This window comes from Peptidiphaga gingivicola (genome assembly GCF_001652275.1).
In the GTDB taxonomy this organism is placed as follows: Bacteria; Actinomycetota; Actinomycetes; order Actinomycetales; family Actinomycetaceae; genus Peptidiphaga; species Peptidiphaga gingivicola.
On record NZ_LVZK01000001.1, the window covers coordinates 269,942 to 293,453 of the forward strand.

Genomic DNA, 23,512 nt, shown 5'->3' on the forward strand with positions numbered 1-23,512 from the left:
GCGTCAGATAATATAAGACTTAATTATTTTAAGTGCGGAGAGCGGCGTCCAGGTTAGACACCGCCTCCGGGCTGGCCGCCGAAGCCGGGCTGCATTCCGCCATTCTGGGATCCGTACCCGGGCTGGCCGCCGAAGCCGGCAGCGGGCGGCGTGTTGAAACCGCCGAAGCTGACCTGGGGCAGCTGTCTGTCGGCGCTGTCGATCTCGAAGTATTCGGCCTTCTGCAGGTTCATCATCGACGCCACGATCGAAGAAGGGAACTTCTCCGCTTTCGTGTTGAGGTCGCGCACGTTCGAGTTGTAGAAACGGCGGCCTGCGGCGATGCGATCCTCGGTGTTGGTCAACTCCTGTTGGAGATTGAGGAAGCTCGTGTCGGCGCGCAGCGTCGGGTAGTTCTCGGCAACGGCGAAGAGCCGCGAGAGCGCGTCCGACAGGGCCGATTCGCTCTGCGACCTCTGAGCGAGCGAAGCCGCCGGGGCTTCCGCCATGCGACGCGCCTCGACCACGGCCTGCAGCGTCATCTGCTCGTGGGCCATGTACCCGCGGACCGTCTCGACAAGGTTGGGAATGAGATCCCGGCGCCTCTTGAGTTCGACGTCGATCTGTCGCCACGACTCCTGGACGAAGTTCCGCAGCTTGACGAATCCGTTGTACGTGGCGATGTACCACAGAATCAGCAGGAGCAAGATCGCTGCGACGGCGATGATGGCAGCCTTCATCGTTCCCTTCCTTCCGGTTCCGCAGCGTGCCCTGGACGGGCCCCTGCGACGCCTGTTCGCATGCGACGCGGAACCGCATCTGGGGCCGCGCGCCGCGGGTTTCAGTTTACCGAGCCCCGCCGACGCCCGAGGCCTTCGCCTCGAAAGTCGTCAGGGCCAGACAGACCGGCAGGCCGGCCTTGCGCGAACAGGCTAACCCGAAAAGCAAGGCGAATTCGCGCCAGATTGCGGGGAGAGGTACAAGCGTCCGCAATGCGATGGCACCGTGGCCTTGGACTACCCGGCAGAGAACGGCAAGACGGCACAAAACGACGAGACGGCGCAAAACGACGCGTCACGAAAGCCGGGGGCGGAAATTTCCAAAATGCAGGAGGCGGCATAGGCGGAGCGCGGAGGCTAAGCCGCTGCGGAGAGCCAGGCTGAGACAGGGTTAGGCCCGGAGCAGGAGCACGGACGACGCTGGACTCAAGCAGAGCAGGCTCAGCCGCGGCGGCCGGAACGCTCCGGACCCGCGACAGCGCGCACGAGGCTTCGGGGCGCGACCTTGAGGGCGCCCGCGAGCGCGCGGTACCTTCGCGACGGCGTGACGACCACTTTGCCGCGGCGCACGCCCTCAATGGCCTCGGCGGCCACCCTCTCGGCCGGGATGAAGGCGGATTCGGGCCACTGCCCGGGATCGACGTCGACCTTTTCGTGGAACTCTGTATGAACCAGGCCGGGGCAGACGACCGTCGCGTTGACGCCCGTGCCCTTCAAGCTTGCCGCCAAGCCCTCGGTGAAGGTGCGCACCCAGGCCTTGTGCGCGGAGTAGGTTCCCTGCGCCGTCAGCGCGGCCATCGAGGCGATGTTGAGGATGCCTCCGCCGCCGCGGGCGACCATGCCGGGGATCGCCGCGTGGCACGTCATGAGGACGGCGCGCACCATGACGTTGAGCGCGTTGAGCTCGCGTTCGATGTCGCCGCCGACGAAGTCCTGGCCGAGCCCGAATCCCGCGTTGTTGACGAGCAGGCCCACGGGGCGCTCGTCGTCGATGAGGCGCTCGCACACGCGCAGGGTGCCCTCGGCCTGCGAGAGGTCGGCCGGCAGGACCTCTACCTCTACGTCGGCGACCTGCCCGATATGTTCGGCCACCTCTTCGAGTCGATCCGCACTTCTCGCCACGAGGATGAGGTTCATGCGCTCAGCCGCCAACTGCCACGCGATTTCACGACCAATTCCGGATGTCGCCCCGGTTATTAAAGCGGTAGCCATGCATTCAGCCTATCCCGAAGCTCAAGGCATGAGGCGGAACATCACGCGGCGCGCCTAGCAGGCATCGCGAGGCGGGACGTCGCGCGGCGGGACTAGTCGGCCTCGTCTTTTCTCACGCCGAGGGGCGACGGCGGCCGTCAGCTTCTCGAAAAGTGTCGGAGGCGAATGAGATGCTTAGTGGCATGGACGTTCTTTCGACTCGCGATTCGCTCATCGTGGCGGCGGCCGCACTGGCGGCCGAGCATGCTGACGCGCTCACTCCCGAGGAATCGCGAATCGTCGACGCATGCAACGCGCCGAGGCCTTCGCGTTCCGACCTGGCCGAAATCCGGGATCTCATCCGAGCCGGCCGCGATCCCCTGGGAACGGCCTATTGCCGCGTCCACTCGGCGGAACTGCGGCGCCCGCTGGGGCAAACCTACACGTCGCAAGAGATCGTCGAAGCGATGACCGCTTGGGCTGCAGCCAACGGCTCGCCGACGCGGGTCATCGACCCCGGCGCCGGCTCCGGCCGCTATCTTCTGGCCGCGGCCAAGAGCTTTCCCGAGGCCCGCCTGTTCGGCGTCGACGTCGATCCCCTCGCGGCGCTGATGTTGCGGGCAAACCTTGCGGCGTGCGGCCTTGCGGATCGCGCTGAGGTCCGTGTGAGCGACTTTCGCACGCTCAGCCTCCCCCCGGCAGACGGTTCCACGCTTTTCCTGGGCAATCCGCCCTACGTGCGTCACCACTCGATATCGCCCGAATGGAAGGAATGGTTCGCGGCCACGGCGAAACGGCACGGTTTGAAGGCCAGCAAACTCGCCGGGTTGCACGTCCATTTCTTCTTGGCGACCGCCGAGCATGCCCGCCCCGGGGATTACGGCGCCTTCATCACATCCTCGGAATGGCTCGACGTCAACTACGGCAAGCTCGTTCGCGACCTTCTTTTGGACGGCCTGGGCGGCCAATCGCTCCATCTCATCGACGCCAGCGTCTTGCCGTTCGACGACGTCGCCACAACAGGCATGATCACATGCTTCAAGATCGGGGACTCACCGGCAGCCGTCAAACTCCGCCGCGTGAGGTCCGTCGGGCAGCTTGGCCGGCTCGAAGGCGGACGCGGCGTCTCCCGCAAACGGCTCGCCGTCTCCGACAAATGGTCCGTTCTGACGCGCCCATCCCCCAGACTGCCGGAAGGGTACGTCGAACTTGGCGAGCTGTGCCGCGTTCACCGGGGCGCGGTCACCGGGGCAAACAGAGTGTGGGTAAGGCGGGGCGCCGCTTCCGACCTCCCCGAGCGAGTCCTTTTCCCAAGCGTGACGAAGGCCCGCGAACTGTTCGCGGCGGGAAAACGGCTGACTTCCGGGGAAGGATTGCGCAATGTCATCGACCTTCCGTGGGACCTTGACGTCTTCAACGCCGAGGAACGCCGGCAAATAGACAAATTTCTGCGCGAGGCACAACTGAAAGGCGTGGACAAGGGATACATCGCAGCCAATCGCAAGGCGTGGTGGAGCGTGGGACTGCGCGACGCCGCGCCAATCCTCGCGACGTACATGGCCCGGCGCCCCCCGGCCTTCGTGCGCAACGACATTGATGCCCGGCACATCAACATCGCGCACGGCGTCTATCCGCGAACACCGATGAGCCCCGCGCTCCTCGACCGCCTAGCAGACGCTCTGCGCGCAAGCGTCAATCTGTCCCAAGGCAGAACGTACGCCGGCGGGCTTGTGAAATTCGAGCCCAGGGAGATGGAGCGCATTCCCGTTCCAAACCTCGACCGGCTGGCGGAAGGGACCGAGCCGTGAACCCGCAAGCACAGCCGCCGCTTTGGTCCGAAGAGGAGCTTTCTGCCGACTCGGCGAAGGCGATTTCGCGTTTTCGCGAGACACGCGTCCAGGAGCCCTTGGAGCTGTATCTCGACCATTTCGACGCGCATCGCCGAAATATTGAAGACATCTTCGAAAAGACCTGCTGTCTCACACGGCTTCGCGACCAAGCCCACGAGCTGCTGACCAGGCACGGCTACCTCACCGAGATCCGCTACCTGACCTCGCCCTCGGTCAGCGAAGACGATCTGAAAGTCCTGACCGACGCCAAGCTCAGCCATTCGTATTTAGAGAAGAACCCCGGGGCCGCGCAGAGCATCATCGACGTCGTCTTGTTGGGACTTGACCGAGAACGTTTTCCGTGGCTCGGCGAGAATCGCATGCCCACAGCCGAAGAGAACACGGCCGCCATAGTTTCGACCGCCGCCCTCATCGCCAATCAGAAAGTTCAGACGGCGCGCCGCAGCGCGGCCAAGAACCTGCAAGAAGACGAGGTCGCGAAGGCCCTTCTTGCGAGTGGATACGTCGAAGTCGAACGCCGCAGCGTCGACAATTTCTCGCGGATTCCCGGCCCCGGAGAGTTCTGCAAGGAATCTCTGTTCGGCGGAAGGAAGGCGGATCTCGTCATCGGCCTTTGGGACGGCCGGGCGATGCCAACCGAATGCAAAGTCAGCAACTCTTCGACCAATTCGGTCAAACGGCTCAACAACGACGCGGCGGTCAAGGCAAAGGTCTGGCTGCGAGAATTCGGCACCGCCTCCTGCATACCGGCGGCGGTGCTCTCGGGAGTGTTCAAGGTTCACAATCTGCTGAGCGCCCAAAAGAACGACCTGACGATCTTTTGGTCGCACGAACTGGAAACAATGATCTCCTTCATCGAAAGCACGAAAAACTAGGCACATGTAGGCTTGGGGCATGCGCATCGCCACGTGGAACATCAACTCAATTCGGGCGCGGCATGAAAGGGCGCTCGCCGTCCTCGAGCGCTGGGACCTCGACGTCCTCCTGCTGCAGGAGACGAAGTGCCGCCCCGACCAGTTCCCCGCCGCCGAGTTCGAAGCCGCCGGATACGAAGTCGCCGCCCACGGGCTCGACCAATGGAACGGCGTGGCGATTCTTTCGCGCGTGGGAATCGAGGAGGTGACCGTCGGCTTCGAGGGCCAGCCCGCCTTCGGCAAAGAAGGCGCCGAGCCGAAAGTCGAGGCACGGGCGATCGGCGCGCGGTGCGGCGGCGTCGGCGTGTGGAGCCTTTACGTGCCCAACGGCCGGGCGCTCGACGACCCGCATTATCCCTACAAGCTAGAGTTCCTCGCCGCATTGAGGCGGGCCGCGGGCGCACAGCTCGCCGAGGACTCCTCGGCCCAGCTCCTCTTGGCGGGAGACTGGAACGTCGTCCCGAGCGACGCCGACGTGTGGGACCCCGAGCTCTTCCGAGGCGAGCTCTACGCGAGCGACCCCGAGCGCGAAGCTTTCCACGCCTTCGCCGACGCCGGATTCGCGGAAGTCACGCGCGGCGCGACCGAAGCCCCCTACACCTTCTGGGACTACCAGCGCCTGCGCTTTCCGAAGAACGAAGGCATGCGGATCGACTTCGCGTGGGCAAGCCCGGCTTTGGCCGGGCGGGTCGCCGCGGCGCACATCGACCGCAATGAGCGCAAGGGCAAAGGGGCCTCGGACCACGTGCCCGTCGTCGTCGAACTCGCGTAAGAGAGCCGCTGCACCCGACGCGTAAAAGGGACGGACGCTCGACGCTCGTCCGCGACTTCGAGGTCCCGCGCTGCACCAGCCGCGTAAAAGGGACGGACAGAAGGCTGCGGCATAGGCGCATAGCCGCAGGCGCGGCCTTGCCCGAAGCGCGTGCCAGGCGCGAGCGCCGCACATAAGCCAACGTCGCCTGTAGGCCAATGTCGCCTATAAGGCAATATCACCTACAAGCCAATGTCGCCTAAAAGCGAATGTCTCCCGCTAGCGAAAACCGGTTGAAGACGGGCGCTTGAAAGTAGGCGACAGTTGAAGGCGAGCGCTCAAGCGCCGATTTTACGCAACATGCTTTCGTTGAAGAGCAACAAGCTTTCGTTGAAGACGGGTGCCGCCTGGAAGCGTATGGAGATTAGAATACGGTTATGAACGAGGACGTTTTCACGCAACTGTCGGCAGGCGAGATGGCCGAAGGAGTGCGGTCGGGGCGTTGGACCGCGCGCGAGCTCGTAGCAGCGTCTTTGGAACGCATCGGCCGCCTCGATCCAGAGCTCAACGCCTTCACCGTTGTACGAACCAAGGAGGCCCTTGCCGAGGCCGACCGGCTCGACGCCGAACTGGCCGGCGAAGCCAAGGGACGGAAGGCCTCCGGTGCGGACTCCCGTCCAACCGCCGACACGGGAAGGCTCCTGACGGGCGTGCCCATCGCTGTGAAGGAAGAGTTCGACGTCGCCGGTCTGCCGACCACCCTCGGCGGCAGCGGAAACCCGTCGCCGGCCGCAGCCGACAGCGAAGTGATCCGCCGCGTGCGCGCCGCAGGCGCGATCGTCGTCGGCAAAACGACGATGCCGGAGTTCGGCCGTTGCTCCGAAACGATCTCGGACCGCTACGGCGCCACCCTCAATCCGTGGCGGCGCGACTTCTCCCCCGGGGGCTCGTCGGGCGGTTCGGCTGTGGCCGTGGCTGCGGGAATGACCCCAATCGCCCTCGGCGCCGACGGCGGCGGCTCCATTCGCCTGCCCGCCGCGTGCTGCGGAATCCTGGGGCTCAAGCCGGAGCGCGGCCGTGTGACGATGGCGCCGCTCTCGCAGCATTGGCACGCGCTCGTAACCTTCGGCGGGCTGAGCCGCACGGCGGCGGACTCGGCGCTGCTCTACGACGCCATCGCCGGCAGCCTGCCTTCGGACCGGTGGCAGGCCGAGCCCCTGAGCGAGCCGTATCGCGACGTCGTCGCACGCGGAACCGGACCGCTGCGGATCGCCTGGACCGGGCGTTCCCCGATGCCGGGGCTAAAGAACGACCCCGAGGTCGATCGCGCGCTGACCGCACTGATCCAGAGGCTCGCGCGCCTGGGCCACGACGTTCGCGAGACGCACGCAGCGTGGCCCGTGCCCACCGACGCCTTCATTTTGCAGTTCCTCTCCGGCATGGCAACGGAGGCCGACTCGGTTGAGGCGCCCGAGAAGCTGGAGAGGCACACCCGCCGCATCGCCGCCGTCGGCCGTCTGATTCCGACGCGCCTGGCAAGATTCGCCGAACGCCGCGGCGAGAAGATCGCCCGGGCCTTCAACGAGCGCTTCCTCCCCACCGCCGACGTCTTGGCGATGCCCACCATTCCGGTGCTTCCGCGGCCTTTGGGCTGGCTGGAGAGCCGAAGCACGTTCGCCTCGATCTTCCGGGGCACGCCAATGGTCGCCAACACGTCGATCTTCAACGTGACGGGCCATCCCGCGCTGTCGATTCCCGGCGGAGTGAGCGCGGAAGGCTTGCCGATCGGCATGCAGCTCGTGACTCGGCCCGGCCGCGAAGGCCTGCTTCTCGCCCTCGCCGCCCAGCTCGAGAAGGACGAGCCTTGGCCGACGCCGCCGGGCTTCTGACCCCGCCTTCCCCGGGGGGGGATCTTCTCGCTTCTCAGCCTCCCGTGGCCTTACGGAAAAACTGCGTTCCGAAGCGTCGGGAGATATCGAACGCCAGCGCCGCCGCGATTGCCAACACCTGCCAGTCGCGGGAGACGCCTGGAGCGAAATTCAGCGTGTACTCTACACCGCCGGTCAGCCGATAACTTCCCTGAACGACAGACGCTTTGGAGTCCATGGATTTTATGTCGAATCGATGGCGAAAGTTTTCGGCGTGGAACTCCATCGGCAAACCGTCAGCCGGTTCAATGAAAATGACGGTTGCCGGGGAATTTGCGCACACGATCGCCGCAAGAGGGGAACCGTCCTGCCGCGTAAGGGCATAGCCTCCTCGGGCGCCGGGAACTCGCACCTTGCTGACATAAGCAAGGACGTCGGCAGATGCGTCAACAATCTCGAACTCGCGAAATCTCCCGAAAGGCCGGGGCTTTCGGCTGTCTTTACCGACGATTTGACCAACGACGGCCCCGTCTTTGCCTTCGATGGAGAAATCGCTGGACGATGAAAAACTGCGCCGCCGCATGATGAGCCTGTCGCCTTCCAGAGCAACGGATTCGTTATTCATGTTTATGTAATGCTCTAACATTCTTCGACGGTACGTGACTTTAAATCTAAAATCACCACTTATGACGATTCCTATTTAATTCACAAGAACTGCCCCGTGAATGCGACGCCTTCCGCCAGCGAAGTTACATGCTTCCCGTCATCCCAGACGGCCGCCAGAGAGCATGAACTTCTGTGAGATGAACCGCCATCGCGACCTGATACGCGCGAAGACGCGCGAATCGTTCGCTCGCATCGGACGAACGCCCTGTCCACGGGCGGAACATGACGCTAATGTGTGAACTATGGAAGCACAGCAGAACATTGCCGAACGCGATCTTCTCGTCATGCAGCAGATCAGGCCCTCCATATCCGATGAATTCACCATTGAAGACGCCGATGGAAATATTGTTGGAAATATCATATCAACCGATTCCACGCAACCTCGTTCCTCAAAGTCGCCTTGCAAGTTCGACGTCGTCGATGCGGACGGCTCCGTCGTCATCCACGTGAGCGCCATGCAGAACTTCGGCAGGGACGCCTACTCCGTGAACCACCCCGACGGCGCGCTTCTGGCCGGCGTCAAGGAAAGGTACGCGTGCTTCGTCCGCGAGATGTCGATCGAACCGGTCGACGAGGCTCCGATGACGCTGCACGGCAGTTTCCTCGACCGCCAGTTCAAGGTCAAGTCCGCCGACGGCGACGCCCTGGTCGCAAGCTCCGCGCGCGGAAGGCCGAGCCTCGCCATTGGCCCGGCTGGCAGCGGCCGCTACGCCCTCGCCTTCGAGACAAGCGCCTCTGAGATTCAGCGGCTGGCGGTGCTCGGCGGGATGGTCGCACTGGACCTCATGGATCAAAAGGCCGCTGCGTCAGCAAACTCTTGGGCATGATCGGAGCGCCGCACACGGACGGGCCCGAACCGCTCCGAACTGATCGGCTCCCGCCATCGCGCTCGTGGGCGGCGGCTCCGGCAAATGGAACGAACGCATTGCCTTATGACAGGAGTCGCTTCATGCCCGAATGCGCCCTCCCGAGTTTGACGGTTTCCCATTGCGATTCGCGTAAGCCACCTTCCCGGACCGGAGCGCGCAGCAGACCCCGGGCGGCTTGACGCAAACCGCCGGCCCGGACCAAAGCGAGCCGCGGGCAGCGCCCCGACGCGAAGCTTCGGCTCACCCCAAGGAGAGAAAATCGCGAAGCCACATATCGACCTCCGCCATCGTCCGCGCATCCACGACTCCGGCGACGTCGACGATCCTTTCGCGCGATATGGTCCGCGGCTGCTCGGTCATGGCGTACGTCGGACGACGCAGAACAAGCTCAGGCCCCCGCAACAGAACGTGATTCGGCCAACCGCGGCGGATCGTCGTTGTAGGGACGACGATTGCAAGCGTATCGGCCTGCTCGAGATAGAGGTCCCCGGCGACGACGAGGGCCGGGCGGCGCCCCGCCTGCTCGCGGCCGTGCGTCGGGTCCGACTCGGCCCACACGACCGCGCCTCTGCAAAGGCCGCCAACCATGTCACGCGTCGCTCGAGGCGACGTCCCAGGCCCGAAACTCGTCCCAGTAGGCCGCGTCCGCCTCGCGAATCGCGCTTCCGAACGCCTCCATCCTCTGACGCCGCTCGTATCCGTCAAGCAGCCGCTCGATGAAGCTCGCAGCGCTCAACCCCTGCTCTCGCGCGCCCTTGTTGATGCGGTCGCGAAGCTCCGAGGGGACCTTGATTGTTGTAACCATCAGAAAACTCTAGCAATAGGTATACCGTTTTGGATACCTCGTTTCGAGCATCCGCGCTTCCGGTGAAAGCCCTCTCCGGACAAGATCTCCCCCTTCCGGCCAAAGCTTCCGCCCCCAGTCAAAGCCTCCCCCTTCCCAGTCAAGCCCTCCGCCTCCCCGGTCAAAGCCTCCGCCCGGACGGCTTCGCACAGGCGCCGCCGCGCCAATGCGTCGGAAAACGGATGCCCCTGCAGGCGCCGCCGCGCGACGTCGATTTATGACACAAAACCCTCACGTTTATGGTTTTTGAGCGAAATGTCGCCAAATAACTCCAATAGCACACCCCTTTAGCGGACCGATTCGGTCCGAATTGGGACCAAAGGTTGCGGGGCTTCCCCGGCCTCGGTGTTAGCGTGATCAAGCAGGGATTATTCCGCGGCATTCGGCCAAAGACGGGCGATTCGCCGGGCGAACGCAGCCAATCGGGCGCCGTCGGTCGGGACGGACGCCGCGGAATAGAGGTTCACCGGCAACGCAGCCGTGCGTGCTCAGCGACGAGCCGCGCACGTCTGGCTGAGCCCTCCGGCAGAAAGCGCAAGCCGCCCGCCGGGCGATCCGACGCCCTAAAAACTTCCATACGCATACAAACTAAATCAGGAAGGAGCCGCGCGAGGCGTCACGACGCCGTTCACCGCACGGACGGAGCCGGCAGACGCTCATTGGCGACACATCCGCGCGCGGATCCGAAAGGAGACCTCGGAATGTCAAAGAAGCTGCTCGAAGGCGTCAAAGTCATCGAACTGGCGAACTTCATCGCGGCCGCCACGGCCGGCCGTTTCCTGGCCGACCAGGGTGCAACGGTCATCAAGGTCGAGTCTGCCAAGGGCGACCCCTTGCGATTCACGGCCCCCTCGGAAGGCCGGCCCCTCGATTGGCACGAGAACACCACGTGGGAGTTGGAGAACGCCAACAAGCTCAACATCTCCATCAACACGAAATCCGAGGAAGGGCGCGACGCCCTCTTCGCACTGCTCGAAGACGCCGACGTCCTCATCACAAACTGGCGCCAAGGCCCGCTCGAGCGCCAGGGCCTTGACTACGAGAGCCTGAAAAAGCGTTTCCCCAAGCTCGTCTACGCGATCTGCACGGGATACGGCGAGAACGGGCCGGACAAGAACCTGCCCGGATTCGACTTCACCGCCTTCTTCGCCCGCGGCGGCTACCTGGAGACGCTTCGCCAAAAGAGCGGCCTGCCCATGAACGTCGTCCCGGGAACCGGCGACCACAACGTCGGAATGAACCTGGCCGCCGGCATCCTCGCGGCGCTCTACCATGCGCGGGAGACCGGGCAGGGCGAGAAGGTCGAGTCCTCGCTCTTCGAAACCGCCGTCTTCAACCTCGGCATGGCCATTCAGGCGGCGCAATACAAGGACATCGGCAAGGCTTTCCCCATCGACTCCAGCGACTACGACAACCCGCTGCTGTCCTCGTGGCCCACGAAGGAAGGGCGCTACATCCAGACCTGCATGCCGAACTACAACCAGTACTTCAAGGTCTTCATCGCCACGATCGGCCACCCGGAGCTCGCCGACGACGAACGCTACTTCCCCATCCAGAACCTGCAGGCGAACGGCCTGGGGCCCGAGCTGCACAAGCTCATCTCCGAGACGTTCAAGACGAGGACGGTCGAGGAATGGCGCACCCCGCTGGTGGAGGCAGACATCCCCTTCTCCCTGGCGCAGTCGCTCACCGACATCCTCGACGACCCGCAGGCCTGGGACAACGACTGCTTCACCGCCTTCGAATACGAGAACGGCAACACGCGCACCCTGGTGCACCAGCCCGTCCGCTTCGCCGAGCAGGGCAAGCCCGTCTACACCCGCGGGCGCTTCCCCGGCGAGGACGGCCCCGAGATTCTGCGCCAGCACGGCTACTCGCAGGAGCGCATCGACAAGATGCTCGCCGACGGCTCCCTCTACGTGTGGAGCGAGTGAGGGCCGACGCGCAGGGAATGAGAGGAAGCATGAGCAAGAGCTATTTGGGCGTCGACGTCGGCTCGACCACTTCGAAATGCGTCGTCATCGACGACGATCGGGCCATTCTCGGCATGTCCCTGGTGACCGAGGGAATCGGCACCGAGGGCTCGACCAAGGCCGTCTCCGAGGTCCTCGAACAGGTCGGCGTGCGGCGCGAAGACATTTCCAAGACGGTGGCCACCGGCTACGGGCGGAAGATCTTCCCCGATTCGGACAGGAAGGTCTCCGAACTGTCGTGCCACGTCAAAGGCGTCTTCTCCCAGGTGCCTGAAGCGCGAACGCTCATCGACATCGGCGGCCAAGACGCCAAGGTCATGTCCATCACCGAATCCGGGATCATGACCAACTTCCAAATGAACGACAAATGCGCGGCCGGCACCGGCCGCTTTCTCGACGTCATGGCGAGGATTCTCCAGCTCGACGTCGCCCAGCTCGAAGGAGAGTACTTCAAGGCGGCCAAGCCCTCGAAGATCTCCTCGACCTGCACCGTTTTCTCCGAGTCCGAGGTCATCTCCCAGTTGGCCTCGGGCGAGAAGCGGGAAGACGTCGTCGCCGGAATCTGCCAATCGGTCGCAACCCGCTTCGCCTCGCTCGTCATGCGCGTGGGGATCACGCCCACCCTGTGCATGAGCGGCGGCGTCGCCAAGAACGGCGGCGTGCGGGACGCGCTGGAAAAAGAACTGGGACTTCAGATCGTCTGCCCTCCCAACGCGCAGTACATGGGGGCGCTCGGCGCCGCTCTGTACGCGTGGGAGACGGAACACGGAATCATTCGTTTGTAAGGAGAAGTGCGATGGCACAACAAACAACGGCGGCGCAGCAGCCCTCCAAGGCGGCGGGCCAAGCGCCCGATCAGACCTCCGCGCAGGCGCCGGACCAAGCGCAAGCCAAGGCGCCAGAGCAGGCGCCGGCCCGCCCGCGCAAGAAACTCGACCCGAATTCGGCGAAATACAAGCTCAACGCGATCGTCGCCGAGCATTACAAGTCGGCTTTGGAGGCGAAGGAGCGGGGTGAGAAAGTCGGCTGGTGCGCCTCGAACTTCCCGCAGGAGATTTTCGAGACGCTCGGCGTGAAGGTCTGCTACCCCGAGAACCACGCGGCCGCCACGGCGGCCCGGGGCGGCGGCGAACGCATGTGCAACATCGCCGAGGCGGCGGGCTATTCGAACGACCTGTGCGCGTACGCCCGCGTCAACCTGGGCGTCGCCATGACCGGCAAAGCCGAAGAGCAGCCCATCCCCATGCCGGATTTCATGCTGTGCTGCAACAACATCTGCAACACCATGACGAAGTGGTACGAGGAGCTCGCCAAGATGCTCCACATACCGATGATCATGATCGACGTCCCGTTCAACCCGGACTACGACGTCTCGCCCGCCCAGATCGAGTACGTCAAGGGGCAGTTCATGGACGCGATCCGCCAGCTGGAGGAGATCACCGGGAAAACTTGGTCGGAAGAGCGCTTCGCCGAGGTCATGGCAATCTCCAACCGCACGTCGCGCGCCTGGCTCAAGGCAGCCAGCCTGCTCAAGCACACCCCGGCGCCCTACAACGGCTTCGACCTCATGAACCACATGGCCGTCGCCGTATGCGCACGCGGAAAAGTCGAGGCGGCAGAGGCCTTCGAAACCCTGTGCAAGGAGATCGAGGCCGCGGTCGCCGAAGGCAAGACGACGTTCCGCGGCGAAGAAAAGCACCGGATCATGTTCGAGGGCATCGCCTGTTGGCCCCACCTGAGGGTCACGAACACGGCCCTGCGCGATCTGGGGATGAACACCGTGGCGACGATCTACGCCGTCGCCTTCGGCATGCTGTACGAGGACTTCGACGGGCTCATCCGCGCCTACTGCTCGGTGCCCAACTCGGTGAACCTCGAAAAGGCCCGCGACCAGCGCATCGAGCTGGTCAAGAGCCAAAACGTCCAGGGAATGCTGGTGCACACGAACCGCTCGTGCAAGCTGTGGTCGGGATTCATGTCCGAGGCATCGCGCCAGGTGTGCGCCGAGTGCTCCATTCCCCTGGCCTCGTTCGACGGCGACCAGGCCGACCCCCGCAATTTCTCCGAGGCCCAGTACGAGACTCGCGTGCAGGGCCTGGCCGAAGTCATGGAAGAGATGGGATTCTAATCATGTCGAGATTCGAAGAGCTGGCCGAGGAATTCGCGAGGATCGCCAACGACCCGCGCGGCCAATTCCAGGGTTTCCTCGATTCGGGGAAGAAAGTGGTGGGCTGCGTCCCCGAGTTCACGCCCGAAGAGCTGGTCCATGCGATGGGCATGGCGCCCTTTGGCATGTGGGGCGCCGACGCGAAGGTCACGCGCGCCCGCACGTATTTCCCCACCTTCTATTGCGGGATCGTGCAGACGGTCCTCGACCTCGCGCTCATGAAGAAGTACGAGGGAATGTCCGCCGTCATCATCCCCACTCTGTGCGACACCCTCAAGGCGCTCACGCAGAACTGGCAGCACGGGGTGGACGGCGTGCCGTACATCCCGATGACCTACCCGCAGAACCGCAAGCCCGCCTACGGCCAGCAATTCACCAAGGAGGGCTACGAGCGCGTCATCCGCGATCTGGAGCGTTGCACCGGGGCCGAATTCTCCGACGAGGCCCTCGGCAAGACAATCGAGGTCTACAACGAGCATTCGCACCTCATGCGGCAGTTCTCGGTCGCTGCGGCGTCGCACGACTGCGTCACCCCGACCATCCGCCGCAACGTCTTCAAGAGCGCGTGGTTCATGCTCAAGGAAGACCACTCGAAGCTCGTGCGGGAAATGGTCCGGGAACTCTCCGCGATGGAGGTCGAGACGAAGAAGACGCGAATCGTCACTTCGGGCATCCTCGTCGACAACCTCAACCTTCTCAAGATCCTGGAGGAGAATTCGATGACGATCGTCGGGGACGACGTCGTCGCCGAATCCGGCCAGTATCGGACCGACGCGCCGGCCTCCGGGCCCAGCAACCTCGACAGGCTCGTCGCGAAGTTCACGAACACCGGCGACGTCTCGATGCTGCTCGACCCCGAGCGCCACCGCGAGGTCGCGCTCGTAGACCTGGCCAAGGAGCGGCGGGCCGACGGCGTGCTCATCGTGCTGACGAAGTTCTGCGACCCGGAGGAGTTCGACCTGCCGCGCCTGCGCAAGGCCGTGATGGACGCCGGGCTCAAGGAAGTGACGATTGAGGTCGACCGCCAGATGGACCGCTTCGACCAGGCGCAGACCGCGCTCGAGACCTTCCACGACGTCCTCGCCTACGCGTAGGCGAAAGGCCGAGGTTTCGACTCCGCCCAAGGGCCGTCCGGATTGTCTGGCATGCGCGCAGGCGGAGGGCCGAGCCCGACGAGGCGCGGCTTGACCCGAGGCATCGCCGGCCCGCGCATCGACGCCGCAGAGCGTCCGCTGCGCGGGCCGCGTTAGTTGCAAAGGGCTGGACGGGGCGAAGGGCAAGCCGTCGCAAAGGGCGGGCCAGGCGGCGTCCGCCGCAATGGGATGTCTGCCCCGGGTCCAGAGCGGGCCGCACCTCCCCGGCCGGCGGGTAGGCTTAAACAAAGGGCATCGACCTCAAAGGAGAAACAGATGAAGAACATCCCCCTCGGCTCGACGGGCGTCTCGATCTCGCCGATCACGCTCGGCGGCAACACCTTCGGCTGGACCTCGACGCGCGAGGAGTCTTTCGAGGTGCTCGACGCGTACCTCGCGGGCGGCGGAACGACGATCGACACGGCAGACGCCTACTCCGCCTGGGCGCCAGGCAACCGGGGCGGCGAGTCGGAGGAGACGATCGGCCAATGGCTCGCGGCCCGCGGATACTCGAAGGGCAGCGGGCGCGAGGGCGTCGTCGTCGCCACAAAAGTTGCCAGGCACCCGCAATTCGAGGGGCTCTCGCCCAAAAACGTCGCGGCGGCCTGCAACGCTTCGCTCGAGCGGCTCGGCGTCGATTTCGTCGACGTCTACTTCGCCCACTTCGACGACGACGCCGTTGCGATTCCCGACATGGCCGAAGCGTTCTCCGCGCTGGTCGACGCCGGAAAGGCACGAGCCGTCGGCCTGTCGAACTTCACGCCCGAGCGGATGGAGGAATGGCTGCGCTGCGCCGAAGAGAACGGCCTGCACAAGCCGACGATCCTGCAGCAGCACTACAACCTGGTCAAGCGGCGGCGCTTCGAGGCCTCCTACCTGCCGCTCGCGCGTAAACACGGCATGGCCGCGCAGAGCTACTTCGCCCTGGCCTCCGGGTTCTTGACGGGCAAGTACCGCAGCGAAGACGGTGCCAAGACGAATGCGGCGCGCGGAGGGGCGGCGGCGCGATATCTGACGGAAGAGGGGCTCGCCGTGCTCGCGGCTCTGGACGACGTCGCGGCCCAGCTCGGCGCTAGTCCGGCGAGCGTCGCCTTGGCGTGGCAGCACGCCAAGGGAGTGGATTCCCCGGTGGCCTCTGCCCGGACAGTCGGCCAGCTGCCCGATCTTCTGACCGCCCTCGACCTGAAGCTGACCGCCGAGCAGGCAGCGATCCTTGACGCGGCGTCCGCACCAATGGCGTGAAGCCGCGCCCCGCGGGAATGATCTACCGAGGTCCCTCCACAGGCGAGGCACGAAGCCGCGCCCGCGGGGGACGCGGGTACCCGAACGACTACAACGCCAACCCGGAGGGCACGAAGCCGCGCCCGCGGGGGACGCGGGGACTGAGGTTAGAGGTTCCTGTCCCCGCCTCAGAATGCGCGCATCCCGCGAGCCCCGGTCTATAGTGGCTGAGCGTGCGGTCCTGGCGTGTGCGGGTCCGGGACCGCATACGCCCAGCGCGGTCCGTCGCCGGGGCGGGGCGGGCAGTCGCGCGGGAGGCCGAGCGGACCGGTTGGTTTTCGGGGGCCCGGACTTCCGGCGGGCAATCGAGGCGGCCCGCGACGACGGCGCATCCCTCACGTGGGTCGCCGCAGCGCCGATCAGCGTCGGGGCGCTCGGCCTTTGGCTGACTCTGGGAGCAGCGCGACGGCGGCCAAGGCCGCGACCCAGTGCGAGCAGATCTGGCTGCGGGGCGCTGCCAACGGCGTCGTCCGAGAAAGCGGCCGCTAGACGCCCCTGCGAAACGCGGACTGGCAAACCGAACGAGAAATCGCCTCCGTGCGCTCGGGCACGCGGTGACTTTGCGGATACGCCGTTCGGCCGCGACTTTCCCGGCGGGGCGCGGCCGAACGGCGGATCCTGCGGAGCTTCCCGCTGCGCTGCGGCACTGGCGCCGCGGTTATTGCTGCGCCGCGGCTCGGCGTTCGAGCCTTGCAGCCACAACCTGGTAGGCGATGGCCGCGCACAGGCCGACCGCCGCCGCGACGATGGCGATGACGAGCGCCTGCGAGTAGTCGCCGCCGTTGCTCTTGCCGATCTTGGCCCCCAGATTGGGTGCGAAGATTGCGGAGACCGCGAAGGCGCTGAAGGCGACTCCGTAGTTGATCCCCTGGTTCTTCGGGCCGAACTGGCTCATGACGAGGGCAGGCATGGTGCCCATGATGCCGCCGTACCCCATGCCGACGGCGAAGATGCCGAGAACGAGGGGCAGCACGTTGTGGTCGCCCTTGCCGACGATCAGCGAGATCAGGCCGAGGGCTGCGAGGATGAAGATAATCTGCACGGTGCGCACCCGGCCGATCTTGTCGGAGACGGTTCCAAAGCAGATCCGGCCCGCCAGGGAGGCGAAGGCGTAGACGGAGACGATGAAGGCCGCCTCGGACTTCGAATAGCCGAACATCCCCTGCGCGAGCGGGGAGGCGTTGGCGACGATGAGCAGGCCGGAGAAGGCGCCGCAGACGAAGATGACGAAGATGAGCCAGAACATGGGAGTCATGCACATCTGCCGCCAGTTGAAGTTCTTCGCCTCGGCCGCCGGGCCTCCGGACGCCGGGGCCGGAGGAGTCCAGCCCTCGGGCGCGTAGTTCGCGGGAGCCTGGCGCAGCGTGAGGGCGACGAGGACGGCGACCGCGAGGAAGGCGACGCCGAAGGCACTCATCGTGGTGACGATCCCCTGGTCGTCGAGAATCCAGCGGGCCAGGGGCGCCATGACGATCGCGGCGCCGCCGTTGGCGCCGGTTATGAGGCCCGCAGCCATTCCGCGGCGATCCGGGAAGAAGCGCATCGTGTTGTTGAGGGCGGCGGTGTAGGCGAATCCCTGGCCGAGGCCGCCGATCACGCCGAAGCAGAGGATGAACATGGAGCCCGAGCCGGACAGCCCGCCGAGCAGCCATCCCAGCCCCCACAGGGTGCCTCCGGCCAGCGCGACGAGCTGGGTCTTGCCGCGGTCCACGAAGTAGCCTCCGAGGATCATCGGGATCGGCGAGATGGCGTTGAGCACGGAATAGGCCATGACGGCGTCGTCCGAGCCGAATTCCTTTTCCAGAGCCGTTTTAAGCACCGAGAATATGTAGGTGCACCCGGTGGCGAAAACCAGCAGGCACGACGCCGCCAGAATCAACCACCGGTTGTATCGAACTTTTTCTGACATTGAATAACCTTTCGAGTGGAAGCCGCCGTCATGCGGCCTTCTCATCCATCACGCTCACGAGCCCGCCCCGGGTTTCGGCACATGCCCCCGGACCCGTCTCTTTGAGATCGTCGTCGATCTCCGGCGTGAATTCTATCTGGTCAAGGGCGTCCGGCCGCAGACCGACGCCCGGCGCGACCTCGCGCTGGGTCAGGCGCTCGCCGTCGAGCGTGAAGACCGCGCGTTCAGCGACACGAAGGACGCGCCGGCCAAATTTCGAGGCGGCCGACCCCCAAAAGCTCGCCTGCTCGACGTCCCTGACTAATTTCTTTGCCCTGCCCTCGTTCGCAACGACCGCCCTGCCGTTGCCCTCCTTCAGCCGTCCCGCGGCGAACGCGCCGGCGAATACGAGCGTTTTGGCCGATTGGGAGGCGCCGACGAAGCCGCCCGAGCCCGCCGCCTTGCCGGAGGGCTTCGAGACGCCGCCGCGCGCGCAGGCCCTCGCGAGTTCGAGGGCTTCCCCGTTCAAGCGCGGCAGGGCGAAGGGCGTCGCCCCTCCGGCTGCGCCGGAGGCCGGATGCGCGGCCTCCTCGGCCGAAACGACGGCTGACATGGCCCTACTTCGTGTGCTCTTTGACGATCTGGCGGCCGACGACGTGCACCATGATCTCGTCGGTGCCGCCCCCGAAGCGGTGCCCGCGGGCGTCGCGCCACAGCCGCTCGATCCGCACGCCCTCGGTCACGCCAATGCCGCCGTGGATCTGGAGGGCGTCGTCGCACACCTCGAAGGCGGCCATCGAGCAGTAGCGCTTGCACATAGCGGCCTGCTTGCGGTCGAGCGTGCCGTTGTCCACCATCGAGGCCGAGTGGTAGATGAAGTTCTTCATGTTCTCGATCTTGATGGCCATGTCCGTCAGCTTTTCCTGCACCAGCTGGAACGAGCCGATCGGCTTGCCGAATTGCACGCGGGTCGCTGCGTACTCCGCGGCGTCCTTGAAGGCCGCCTCGGCCAGGCCGAGGGACTGGGTCGCCGTCATGATCCGCTCCAGCTCGAAGTTCTTCATGAGCTGCTTGAAGCCCTCGCCTTTGACGCCTACGAGGCAGGATTCGTCGACCTCGACGTCGTTGTAGTAGATCTCCGACGAGTCCGCGGTGTGCCAGCACATCTTGGAGATCGGGGAGATCTCGATGCCGGGGGCGTCGGTGGGAACGAGGTACATCGAGATGGCGCGGCGCGGATCCTCGGCGTCGGGGTTGACGGCCATGGTCAGGAGGTACTTCGTGTCGACGGCGTTTGTGATGAGGGTCTTCGTTCCGTTGAAGCGCACCTTTCCGTCCCGATGCTCGGCGGTCGTCTTCATGGCCGAGGAATCCGATCCCGCCTGCGGCTCGGTGAAGGCGAGGGCGAAGGGGACGCCGCCGTCCTGCAAAATGCCCAGGACCGACTCGCGCTGCTCGGGCGAGCCGAACTCGAGGATGTCGAGGACCTGGAGGATCTCAGTGGCGTATCCGAGGTTGAGGCCGCGTGAGGCCACCCTTTCCCCGATGAGGCACATTGTCACCATGTCCACCGGCGTGCCGCCGTATTCCTCGGGAATTCCGAGGGAGAGGAAGCCCGCCTCCTGCATGGCCCGCTTGAACTCGACGGGCTGGCGATGCTCGCGATCCGTCTCGGCCACGTACGCCGGGGACGCGTACTGGTCGAGGATTTCGTCAAGGCTTTCCAGCAGAAGCTGCTGTTCTTCGCTGAGGCTGAAGTCCATTCTTCATTGAACCTTTCTCTGTTTGGGGCTCCGCGGCGACGCATTCGTTCGGGCTCCGCGGCGCACCGAGTTTCGGCGACGTCGGAAAACTCGCGAGCGCGTGCCGCGTTTCACATGACAAGCCTAAGAATCTCGCGGACCGAGGATATAGGACCAAAGTAGTCCGATTTGCGGGAGTATGCTCGATAGTGTTCTCTCGCACGGGCAGACAATGCCCGCCGCACCGCGGATCACGCAATCGCCACGCGGATCCGGGCCGCTGCGCGCTCAACGCCGAACGACCAAAGGAGCGACGATGACCAAGGCAATCAGCGCGGCGCAGGCCGCCGCGCTCATCAAGGACGGCGACACGGTCGCGTTCTCCGGCTTCGGTTTAGCCTGCGTCAACCAGGAAGTCATCGCCGCCCTCGAGGAGCGATGGTTGGCCGGGCAGGGCCCTCGCGGCCTGACGATCGTCAACTCCTCCGCCGTCGGCGCGCGCGGCAAGCGCGAAGGCCTGGGCAAGCTCTCCTACGAGGGGCTGGTCAAGCGGTGGATCGGCGGAATCATGTCCGCCTCCCCCGCGCTGGGCCAGCTCGCCGCCGACAACAAGCTCGAATGCTACAACCTGCCGCAGGGCGTCATGACGGCCCTCTACCGCGAGATCGCCGCGCATCGGCCCGGCGTCGTCACCAAGGTGGGGCTGGGCACCTTCGTCGATCCTCGCATCGAGGGCGCCAAGGTCAACGACGTCACCACGGAGGACCTCGTCTCGCTCATCGAGCTGGACGGCGAAGAGTACCTGTACTACCGCGGGTTTCCGATCGACGTCGGGCTCATCCGCGGCACGTACGCCGACGAGATGGGCAACCTGACGATGGAGCACGAGGGTCTGAAGATGGAGATCCTCCCCATCGCGCAGGCCGTCCACAATTCGGGCGGGATCGTCGTCGCCCAGGCGAAGGCGGTGGTCGCGACGGGCACTCTCGACCCGAACCTCGTGCGCGTCCCCGGGAACCTCGTCGACTACATCGTGGTCTCCGAGCCGGACAACCACATGCAGACCGAGTACACCCAGTACAATCCCGCTTTCTCGGGGCAAATCAAGGTCCCCGCCTCGAACGTCGAGCCTCTGCCGCTGACCATTCGCAAGGTCATGGCGCGCCGCGCCGCCATGGAGATCCGGCCGGGCCAGACCATGAACCTCGGGGTGGGGGTGCCGGCCGACGTCGGGATCGTGCTCGCCGAGGAAGGCGTCTCCGACTACGCGCTGCTGACCACCGAGGCCGGCGCCGTCGGCGGGACCCCCGCAGACGACAAGAACTTCGGCCACGCCTACAACGTGCTCGCCCAGGTCGGCATGCACGAGCAATTCGACTATTACGACGGCGGAGGCCTCGACCTGACGATCCTCGGCACGGCGCAGACGGACGCCCGCGGGGACGTCAACGTCTCGAAGTTCAACGGCCGCGTGGCGGGCTGCGGCGGCTTCATCAACATCACGGCCACCGCCAAGCACGTGGTGTTCGCGGGCTCCTTCACGGCGGGAGGCCTCGACGTCCAGTTTGCAGACGGGGGCTGCAGGATCGCGGCCGAAGGCAAGGTGCGCAAGTTCGTCCGCGACGTCGAGCAGATCACTTTCTCCGGCGAGCAGGCATCCCTCGCGGGCCAGTCGGTGCTTTACGTGACCGAGCGCGCGGTCTTCGAGCTGCGCGAGGGCCGCCTGACGCTCATCGAGAAGGCGCCGTGGGCGGACTTGCAGCGCGACATCCTCGACCAAATGGACTTCGAGCCGGCGATCGCGGACGACCCGAGGGACATGGACCCGGGCATTTTCCGCGAGAAGTGGGGCGGGCTCAAGGCGCACATCGACGCGGCGGCCGCAGAGCGCACGGCCGCGAATTCGACGGCCCCTCAGGCCTCTACCCCTTCGAGTCACAAGTGAACGGCACAGGGCGAGAATCGGGCCCAGGCGAGCTTGTCTCGCCGATCCTGCAGTTCGACGCCCTCGCCCGCTCCGAGCCGTCGAAGACGTGCATCGTGGTCGACTCCTTCAGCTACACCCGGGCGCAGATCCTCGAGGCGGCGGACGCGCTGGCGGCCGGGCTCGCCGCCTACGGCGTCGGGCAGGGCGACAGGATCGCCATCATCCGGAGAAACGCCCCGATCCACATGATCGCCTTGCTGGCGGCCAGCAGAATCGGCGCCGTGCTGCTACCGCTCAATTTCCGTCTGTCCTCGGTCGAGTGCCAGGCGATCATCGACGACGCCGGGTGCGCGGCCGTGCTGTGCGGGCCGCGTTTCGCGCGGCAGTTCGACGAAGAGCTCGACCTTTCGCCCGAGATCCTCTGGATCGTCGACGACATCGACCCCTCGATCGAGCCCCCGGAGGACGATTCTCTCCACTTCATCTGGCAGAGGCTCTCGGAGCTCTACCGCGCAGGCGAGGGCATGGTCCCCGACGCCGTCCCAATCCGGGCCGACGCCCTCGCGCTTTTGCTCTACACGTCCGGCTCGACGGGCAAGGCCAAGGGCGTCAAGCTCACCTACGGCAACGTCTTCGCCTCGTGGGCGGCTTTCTCCGAGGTGCTCGGCACGGGGCCGGACGACGTCGCCCTTGCGATCGCGTCCTTCGGGCACGTCGGGGGCCTCAACACCTTCACCTTCGCCACGCTTCTGGCCGGCGGCCTCGTGGTGGTTCAGCGCAAATGGGACGTCGGCGACGCTCTGGCCAAGATCGAACGCTATCGGGTGACCCGCACCTTCGGCGTCCCGACGATGTACGACGCCATGGCCCGGCATCCGGACTTCGGCTCGCGCGACCTTTCGAGCCTGAAAACGGCGATCGTCGGCGGCGCCTGCTGCCCCAAGGACTTGTGCGACGTTTTCACCGCGCGAGGCGTGCCTTTGGCGAACTCGTGGGGCATGACCGAAACCGCGGGCGGCGGCACGCTCACGCCGCCGAAGGACATGGCCAGGCATTGCGCCCAGGTGGGCAAGGCCGCACCCGGGATGAAGATGCGGGTGGCGCGCGAGGACGGATCCGAGGCTTCGGTCGGCGAGGTCGGCGAACTGTGGGTGTCCGGACCGTCCGTCTCCCCCGGATACTGGGGAAAACCGGAAGGCCAGGGCTGCGGTTTCTCAGACGACGGATGGTTCCACACGGGAGACCTCGTCTCCGTAGACGCCGAAGGCTTTTACACCATCGAGGGGCGTGCCAAGGATCTCATCATCTCCGGCGGGGAGAACATCTATCCCGCCGAGATCGAGACGGTGCTGCGCAACCACCCCGCCGTCGCCGAGGCAGTTGTGGTGGGCATGCCGGACAATCGCTGGGGCGAGCTGCCGGCGGCCTTCGTCGTCGCCGACGACGGCGCCGATCTGGACCTCGACGAAGTGCGCGCCTTCGCCGCGACCCGGCTGGCGAAATACAAGGTGCCGCGCACGATGGCGGAGCTTGACGCCATCCCCCTGGGTTCGACAGGCAAGCCGGATCGCGGCGCGTTGGCCCGCATCGCCGCGCACCATCACGACCCGGGGCCGCGCTGGTACGCGCAGAGGTGAGAGCGCCGACGGCGCCGACACGGGCGATCTGCGCGAGCGGGCAGCTCTAGCAC

The 23,512-nt window shown here is 65.4% G+C and carries 20 protein-coding genes; 12 read left to right on the top strand and 8 right to left on the bottom strand.

Annotated elements, in window-relative coordinates:
• Positions 1-53 precede the first annotated feature (53 nt).
• Positions 54-719: a LemA family protein gene (locus A4H34_RS01130; RefSeq protein ID WP_064230788.1), complete on the bottom strand. Its 666-nt coding sequence runs from the start codon at positions 717-719 to the stop codon at positions 54-56.
• A gap of 480 nt (positions 720-1,199) precedes the next feature.
• Positions 1,200-1,970: an SDR family NAD(P)-dependent oxidoreductase gene (locus tag A4H34_RS01140; protein WP_064230789.1), complete on the bottom strand. Its 771-nt coding sequence runs from the start codon at positions 1,968-1,970 to the stop codon at positions 1,200-1,202.
• 182 nt (positions 1,971-2,152) lie between these two features.
• Here A4H34_RS01140 and A4H34_RS01145 point away from each other — a divergent pair, with 182 nt between their 5' ends.
• The 4 genes from A4H34_RS01145 (at position 2,153) to A4H34_RS01160 (ending at position 7,353) form a co-directional block, all read left to right on the top strand.
• Complete coding sequence (locus A4H34_RS01145; protein WP_231870908.1) at positions 2,153-3,757, top strand: Eco57I restriction-modification methylase domain-containing protein; 1,605 nt, start codon at positions 2,153-2,155, stop codon at positions 3,755-3,757.
• Positions 3,754-4,674 carry a XamI family restriction endonuclease gene (locus A4H34_RS01150; protein ID WP_064230791.1) on the top strand — a complete coding sequence of 307 codons (921 nt, stop codon included), beginning with the start codon at positions 3,754-3,756 and terminating at the stop codon, positions 4,672-4,674. The genes A4H34_RS01145 and A4H34_RS01150 overlap by 4 nt, the downstream gene beginning before the upstream one ends.
• A 19-nt stretch (positions 4,675-4,693) precedes the next feature.
• Positions 4,694-5,485: an exodeoxyribonuclease III gene (locus A4H34_RS01155; RefSeq protein WP_009198312.1), complete on the top strand. Its 792-nt coding sequence runs from the start codon at positions 4,694-4,696 to the stop codon at positions 5,483-5,485.
• 416 nt (positions 5,486-5,901) lie between these two features.
• Entirely contained in the window at positions 5,902-7,353 is a 1,452-nt protein-coding gene (locus A4H34_RS01160) for an amidase family protein (protein ID WP_064230792.1), read from the top strand.
• A gap of 34 nt (positions 7,354-7,387) precedes the next feature.
• On the opposite strand, the gene A4H34_RS01165 is transcribed toward A4H34_RS01160, so the two are convergent.
• On the bottom strand, positions 7,388-7,978 hold the full coding sequence (locus A4H34_RS01165) for a hypothetical protein (protein ID WP_009198310.1): 591 nt from the start codon (positions 7,976-7,978) through the stop codon (positions 7,388-7,390).
• A gap of 262 nt (positions 7,979-8,240) precedes the next feature.
• Here A4H34_RS01165 and A4H34_RS01170 point away from each other — a divergent pair, with 262 nt between their 5' ends.
• Positions 8,241-8,825 carry an LURP-one-related/scramblase family protein gene (locus tag A4H34_RS01170; protein ID WP_064230793.1) on the top strand — a complete coding sequence of 195 codons (585 nt, stop codon included), beginning with the start codon at positions 8,241-8,243 and terminating at the stop codon, positions 8,823-8,825.
• 282 nt (positions 8,826-9,107) lie between these two features.
• On the opposite strand, the gene A4H34_RS01175 is transcribed toward A4H34_RS01170, so the two are convergent.
• Together A4H34_RS01175 and A4H34_RS01180 are read right to left on the bottom strand one after the other, a co-directional pair.
• Entirely contained in the window at positions 9,108-9,425 is a 318-nt protein-coding gene (locus A4H34_RS01175; RefSeq protein ID WP_231870909.1) for a type II toxin-antitoxin system PemK/MazF family toxin, read from the bottom strand.
• A gap of 31 nt (positions 9,426-9,456) precedes the next feature.
• Positions 9,457-9,672, bottom strand: a complete 216-nt coding sequence (locus tag A4H34_RS01180) for a ribbon-helix-helix domain-containing protein (protein ID WP_009198306.1) — start codon at positions 9,670-9,672, stop codon at positions 9,457-9,459.
• A gap of 740 nt (positions 9,673-10,412) precedes the next feature.
• Between A4H34_RS01180 and A4H34_RS01185 the strand changes: the two genes are divergently transcribed.
• From A4H34_RS01185 to A4H34_RS01205, 5 genes are all read left to right on the top strand, one after another.
• The gene (locus tag A4H34_RS01185; RefSeq protein ID WP_064230794.1) at positions 10,413-11,645 is read left to right on the top strand and encodes a CaiB/BaiF CoA transferase family protein; all 1,233 of its coding nucleotides are present in this window, start codon (positions 10,413-10,415) and stop codon (positions 11,643-11,645) included.
• Positions 11,646-11,674: 29 nt separating this feature from the next.
• On the top strand, positions 11,675-12,469 hold the full coding sequence (locus A4H34_RS01190) for an acyl-CoA dehydratase activase (RefSeq protein ID WP_009198303.1): 795 nt from the start codon (positions 11,675-11,677) through the stop codon (positions 12,467-12,469).
• Between the two features lie 11 nt (positions 12,470-12,480).
• A complete protein-coding gene (locus A4H34_RS01195; RefSeq protein WP_156510199.1) occupies positions 12,481-13,812 on the top strand; it encodes a 2-hydroxyacyl-CoA dehydratase subunit D in 1,332 nt (443 codons plus the stop codon).
• 2 nt (positions 13,813-13,814) lie between these two features.
• On the top strand, positions 13,815-14,945 hold the full coding sequence (locus A4H34_RS01200) for a 2-hydroxyacyl-CoA dehydratase subunit D (RefSeq protein WP_064230795.1): 1,131 nt from the start codon (positions 13,815-13,817) through the stop codon (positions 14,943-14,945).
• Between the two features lie 315 nt (positions 14,946-15,260).
• On the top strand, positions 15,261-16,226 hold the full coding sequence (locus A4H34_RS01205) for an aldo/keto reductase (protein ID WP_064230796.1): 966 nt from the start codon (positions 15,261-15,263) through the stop codon (positions 16,224-16,226).
• Between the two features lie 697 nt (positions 16,227-16,923).
• Here the strand turns inward: A4H34_RS01205 and A4H34_RS01210 are convergent.
• From A4H34_RS01210 to A4H34_RS01220, 3 genes are read right to left on the bottom strand one after another with little or no spacing between them, the layout of a single operon-like run.
• Positions 16,924-18,174: an L-lactate MFS transporter gene (locus tag A4H34_RS01210; RefSeq protein ID WP_009198297.1), complete on the bottom strand. Its 1,251-nt coding sequence runs from the start codon at positions 18,172-18,174 to the stop codon at positions 16,924-16,926.
• 28 nt (positions 18,175-18,202) lie between these two features.
• Positions 18,203-18,766, bottom strand: coding sequence for a hypothetical protein (locus A4H34_RS01215; RefSeq protein ID WP_064230797.1), 564 nt, complete (start codon positions 18,764-18,766; stop codon positions 18,203-18,205).
• Positions 18,767-18,770: 4 nt separating this feature from the next.
• Positions 18,771-19,916 carry an acyl-CoA dehydrogenase family protein gene (locus A4H34_RS01220; protein ID WP_009198295.1) on the bottom strand — a complete coding sequence of 382 codons (1,146 nt, stop codon included), beginning with the start codon at positions 19,914-19,916 and terminating at the stop codon, positions 18,771-18,773.
• 295 nt (positions 19,917-20,211) lie between these two features.
• On the opposite strand from A4H34_RS01220, the gene A4H34_RS01225 reads away from it, so the two are divergent.
• The gene (locus A4H34_RS01225; protein WP_064230798.1) at positions 20,212-21,840 is read left to right on the top strand and encodes an acyl CoA:acetate/3-ketoacid CoA transferase; all 1,629 of its coding nucleotides are present in this window, start codon (positions 20,212-20,214) and stop codon (positions 21,838-21,840) included.
• Positions 21,837-23,459 carry a class I adenylate-forming enzyme family protein gene (locus A4H34_RS01230; protein WP_064230799.1) on the top strand — a complete coding sequence of 541 codons (1,623 nt, stop codon included), beginning with the start codon at positions 21,837-21,839 and terminating at the stop codon, positions 23,457-23,459. Before A4H34_RS01225 ends, A4H34_RS01230 begins: the two co-directional genes overlap by 4 nt.
• Positions 23,460-23,512: the final 53 nt, after the last annotated feature.

Coding starts and splice junctions, on each gene's coding strand:
- A4H34_RS01130 (WP_064230788.1), bottom strand. CDS start 719: ATGAAGGCTGCCATCATCGCCGTCGCAGCGATCTTGCTCCTGCTGATT.
- A4H34_RS01140 (WP_064230789.1), bottom strand. CDS start 1,970: ATGGCTACCGCTTTAATAACCGGGGCGACATCCGGAATTGGTCGTGAA.
- A4H34_RS01145 (WP_231870908.1), top strand. CDS start 2,153: ATGGACGTTCTTTCGACTCGCGATTCGCTCATCGTGGCGGCGGCCGCA.
- A4H34_RS01155 (WP_009198312.1), top strand. CDS start 4,694: ATGCGCATCGCCACGTGGAACATCAACTCAATTCGGGCGCGGCATGAA.
- A4H34_RS01160 (WP_064230792.1), top strand. CDS start 5,902: ATGAACGAGGACGTTTTCACGCAACTGTCGGCAGGCGAGATGGCCGAA.
- A4H34_RS01165 (WP_009198310.1), bottom strand. CDS start 7,978: ATGTTAGAGCATTACATAAACATGAATAACGAATCCGTTGCTCTGGAA.
- A4H34_RS01170 (WP_064230793.1), top strand. CDS start 8,241: ATGGAAGCACAGCAGAACATTGCCGAACGCGATCTTCTCGTCATGCAG.
- A4H34_RS01180 (WP_009198306.1), bottom strand. CDS start 9,672: ATGGTTACAACAATCAAGGTCCCCTCGGAGCTTCGCGACCGCATCAAC.
- A4H34_RS01185 (WP_064230794.1), top strand. CDS start 10,413: ATGTCAAAGAAGCTGCTCGAAGGCGTCAAAGTCATCGAACTGGCGAAC.
- A4H34_RS01190 (WP_009198303.1), top strand. CDS start 11,675: ATGAGCAAGAGCTATTTGGGCGTCGACGTCGGCTCGACCACTTCGAAA.
- A4H34_RS01195 (WP_156510199.1), top strand. CDS start 12,481: ATGGCACAACAAACAACGGCGGCGCAGCAGCCCTCCAAGGCGGCGGGC.
- A4H34_RS01200 (WP_064230795.1), top strand. CDS start 13,815: ATGTCGAGATTCGAAGAGCTGGCCGAGGAATTCGCGAGGATCGCCAAC.
- A4H34_RS01205 (WP_064230796.1), top strand. CDS start 15,261: ATGAAGAACATCCCCCTCGGCTCGACGGGCGTCTCGATCTCGCCGATC.
- A4H34_RS01210 (WP_009198297.1), bottom strand. CDS start 18,174: ATGTCAGAAAAAGTTCGATACAACCGGTGGTTGATTCTGGCGGCGTCG.
- A4H34_RS01215 (WP_064230797.1), bottom strand. CDS start 18,766: ATGTCAGCCGTCGTTTCGGCCGAGGAGGCCGCGCATCCGGCCTCCGGC.
- A4H34_RS01220 (WP_009198295.1), bottom strand. CDS start 19,916: ATGGACTTCAGCCTCAGCGAAGAACAGCAGCTTCTGCTGGAAAGCCTT.
- A4H34_RS01225 (WP_064230798.1), top strand. CDS start 20,212: ATGACCAAGGCAATCAGCGCGGCGCAGGCCGCCGCGCTCATCAAGGAC.